Source organism: Protofrankia sp. CiP1_Cm_nod3, assembly GCF_982290655.1.
This window is the reverse complement of record NZ_CEVIVD010000024.1, coordinates 25,864-29,240: the sequence shown is the minus strand read 5'-3', so window position 1 is coordinate 29,240 and position 3,377 is coordinate 25,864. Positions and strand designations below refer to the sequence as shown.

Here is a 3,377-nt window from a genome sequence, read left to right as displayed (position 1 = left end):
TTCCGTTGCCGGCTCGGCCAGGGCGTCCGCGACCGGCCCGGCGGTGAGCGCCACCTGCCAGGGCCGGGCGCCGCCGGCCCGCAGCACCCCGGCCACCAGTTCGCTGGTCACCCGCGGGTCGCTGACCTGGTGGTCGCTGGCCGCCGGGCGCGGTGGTGACCAGGCGAGCCGGCGGGCGAGAGCCGGTTCCAGCAGGTTCTCCACCGGCATGGTCCGCTCGGCGGCGATCGCGGTGAGACGGGCGCGTACCCGGGTCAGGCGGGCGGCGGCCGCCGGGTCGCGGTCGGCCCACCGGTTCGGCGGCGGCAGGGCGTCCGCGTTGGCCGAGGCGGGCGCGGGCAGGGCGTCCTCGGGCAGCCCGGCGGCCTCCCGCAGGGCGGCGAACCAGGTCCGCGCGGTGCGGCGCAGCCGCGGGCCGGAGAAGACCGGCAGCCGGGTCAGGGCCTCGACGTCCACGGGAGCGGTCAGCACCGCTTCGATGATCGCGCTGTCCGGGAGCACCCGGCCGGGCGCGATGTCGCGTTCGCGGGCGATGCGGTCCCGGGTCGTCCACATCGAGCGGACCGCGGCGAGCTGGCGCCGGTTGCGGACCCGGTGGATCCCGCTGGTGCGCCGCCACAGGTCCGGCCGCGGCTCCCGCGGGGGAGCGGCCGCGATCGCGGCGAACTCCTCCCGGGCGAAGGCCAGCTTGCCCTGCGCCTCCAGCTCGGCCTCCAGCGCGTCGCGCAGTTCGACGAGCAGTTCGACGTCGAGCGCGGCGTAGCGCAGCCACGGTTCGGGTAACGGCCGGGTGGACCAGTCGGCCGCGGAATGCCCCTTCTCCAGGGTGAAGCCCAGCACCTTCTCGACCATGATCCCGAGCCCGACCCGCTCGTAGCCCAGCAGCCGGCCGGCCAGCTCGGTGTCGAAGAGCAGGCCTGGGCGCAGGCCGACCTCGGCCAGGCAGGGCAGGTCCTGGCTGGCCGCGTGCAGGACCCATTCGGCGTCGCCGACGGCGTCCTGCAGGCAGGTGAGGTCGGCGAGTGCGACCGGGTCGACAAGATGGGTGCCCGAGCCGCGGCGGCGTACCTGGACGAGGTAGGCCCGCTGGCTGTAGCGGTAGCCTGAGGCCCGTTCGGCGTCGAAGGCGACCGGGCCCGTGCCGGCGGCCAGCCGCGCCGCCGCCGCGAGCAGCGCCGTCCGGTCGACGATCACGGCAGGTATGCCCTCGGCGGGTTCCAGCAGCGGGCGGGCCTGCCCCGCGCTGCCGTCCGGCCCTTGGCCGAGTTGGTGGGATGAGTCCGGAACCGTCGACGTCACGATCGGCGATGGTACGTCGCGAACAGCGTCCAAGCGTGCTGGACGGGTGCAGGGAAACCAGCCAGATCGACCAGGGACGGCGGTTTGCCCCGGATCAGGGGCCTTCTTTCACCCTGGAGAGCCGATCGGTCGCTCAAAGCGTCGGAATGCTTGTGGGACCGCGGTATGGGCGGGGCCGGCACCGGGCCGGCGTCAGGCCGGCACCGGGACGGGGTCAGGACGGGTGGCGGGACGGCAGAGGTATCACTCCGCGTATCCGTGGGGGCAGGCCCACCATGGCCGCCAGCAGGTCGACGAAGGAGTGGAGCTGGGCCGCCGCCTCGGCGGGCCGCCACAGACGGTGATCGCAGCCGTTGGTCGTCCCGGGCCACTCCGGCGACCAGGAGCAGCGCAGTTCCACGTCCGAGTTGTCGCCGTCCGCCGCCAGCACACCGAACCGTTTCGAGCTCGTGATGGTCACCGTGCCGCCTATCGCCCGGTAGCCGGCCTGGTTGGCCTCCATCGCGTCCCGCAGCCACGACCAGACGACCTCGGGCAGCAGCGGGTCGGCGGCGATCTCGGGGTCGACCGCCGCGCGGGCATAGCAGACGAACCGTGCCGTGCCCTCCCAGGCGCTGTGCCCAGCCGGGTCGAACAGGAGGATCAGCCGGCCCGAGGCGGCTTCGTCGCCGTCCTGCGAGAGCCCGCCGGCGGCCGCGAACGCGTACGGCGCGAGTCTCGCCGGCGCCTGGATCTCGTGTACCGCGACCTCCGGGCGGACCCGGCCCAGCGCGTCCCGCAGCGCAGCCGTGGCCGCGAGGAAGACAGCTGGGCCGCCGTCCGGAGACAGCGGCGCGCCCATGGACGTCACGGTAGGACGTCCTGACCGTGCGCGCGCGACGGAGCATGGATGTGCGAGATGGTGTGGGCGGCAGTACGGGCGAGCGGTGCGCGGAGCAGCCGACAGGGAGCCAACCGGCAGGAAGCGGCCAACCGGTCAGGTGGCATGGCACGACCACCGGTCAGGCGACATGTGGTCAGGCGACATGGCACAGCTGGTGGTGGCGCGCTGCTCCACCGGACGGCTCCGGCTCCGGCGTGCGTGCCCGGGCGGCCGGCGTCCCCGGCTGCCCCGGGCCGACGAACAGGGCTGTTCCGCAGTCGACGCAGGCACGGTCGGGACAGTCCACGCCGTGCCCGTCGGCGCACGGGGGCTGTTCGAAACCGCGCTCGTCGCCGCACCGCGGGCAGATCAGAAAGATCAGCTCGTCACCGCCCACAAGGACCTGTTCCATCCGGACACCACTCCCCAGGGCATGCTCACGACACAGAGGGTGTGCGTGGACATCACAGGCCCTCTCATCCCATCCCGACTTCCCTGACGGTGGCACGGACAGGCCCCATCTCCGCGTATTCGGTGCCGGCGTGTCGTGCACGTGCACGATGCCCGGTACATAAGTCATCGCGGTAACGGTTGTGTTGCGCGGCCATTGGGATGTTCATGCCGTTTCGTGGTGCCGCGGTGGCCGTGCCGCGGGCCGGCCCACCGGCCGGCCCCACCGGCCGGCACCGTGGGCCGGCCCGCGCTCACCTGCCGGAGGTGGCTCGAGAGATGGGTGTGACGGTTCGCCGGAGCTGGCCTCAGGACACGGGTTCGGATGCCGACGCAGCGGGGGCGCCCGGCCCGGCGTGGGCGGCATCGGCAGTGCGGCCGGCCGCCGGTGCCCGCAGCCACCGGCGTTCGACGAAGTAGGGGGCAACCGGCAGGACGGACGCCCCGAGCGCCAGCAGCGTCCGCCGCGTCGCCCAGTGCCGCGTCGTGGCGACGGCGACGATGAGCGCGCAGTAGGCGAGAAAGAGCACGCCGTGGATCGGCCCGAGCACCCGGACCCCACCGGGGTGGTCGGCCGTATGTTTGATCACGGTCGCCGCCAGCAGGAGCAGGAAGGACGTCGCCTCGGCAATCGAGATCAGCCGGGCGGCGGCGAGCAGCTGGTCGCCGCTGTCGGACCGTCGGTGGGCACCGTCGGCTGGCATGTTCGGCCTCCGTAGTCGTTATGCATGGTCGGTCGTTGCGCATGGTCACTCATGACGCATGG

General features: G+C 73.5%; 4 protein-coding genes. All 4 read right to left on the bottom strand.

From position 1 onward, the window contains the following. On the bottom strand, positions 1-1,299 hold a 1,299-nt coding region (locus AC5LUJ_RS07480; protein ID WP_493464689.1), incomplete at its 3' end, for an HRDC domain-containing protein. Positions 1,300-1,513: 214 nt separating this feature from the next. Further along, complete coding sequence (locus AC5LUJ_RS07475; protein WP_250282142.1) at positions 1,514-2,140, bottom strand: DUF3000 domain-containing protein; 627 nt, start codon at positions 2,138-2,140, stop codon at positions 1,514-1,516. 175 nt (positions 2,141-2,315) lie between these two features. Continuing rightward, the gene (locus AC5LUJ_RS07470) at positions 2,316-2,573 is read right to left on the bottom strand and encodes a hypothetical protein (protein WP_250282129.1); all 258 of its coding nucleotides are present in this window, start codon (positions 2,571-2,573) and stop codon (positions 2,316-2,318) included. A 346-nt stretch (positions 2,574-2,919) separates the two neighbouring features. After that, entirely contained in the window at positions 2,920-3,315 is a 396-nt protein-coding gene (locus AC5LUJ_RS07465) for a DUF3817 domain-containing protein (protein ID WP_250282127.1), read from the bottom strand. Positions 3,316-3,377: the final 62 nt, after the last annotated feature.

Excerpts from the sequence above, each read along its gene's own strand:
- AC5LUJ_RS07465 (WP_250282127.1), bottom strand. The coding sequence starts at position 3,315 with ATGCCAGCCGACGGTGCCCACCGACGGTCCGACAGCGGCGACCAGCTG.
- AC5LUJ_RS07470 (WP_250282129.1), bottom strand. The coding sequence starts at position 2,573 with ATGGAACAGGTCCTTGTGGGCGGTGACGAGCTGATCTTTCTGATCTGC.
- AC5LUJ_RS07475 (WP_250282142.1), bottom strand. The coding sequence starts at position 2,140 with ATGGGCGCGCCGCTGTCTCCGGACGGCGGCCCAGCTGTCTTCCTCGCG.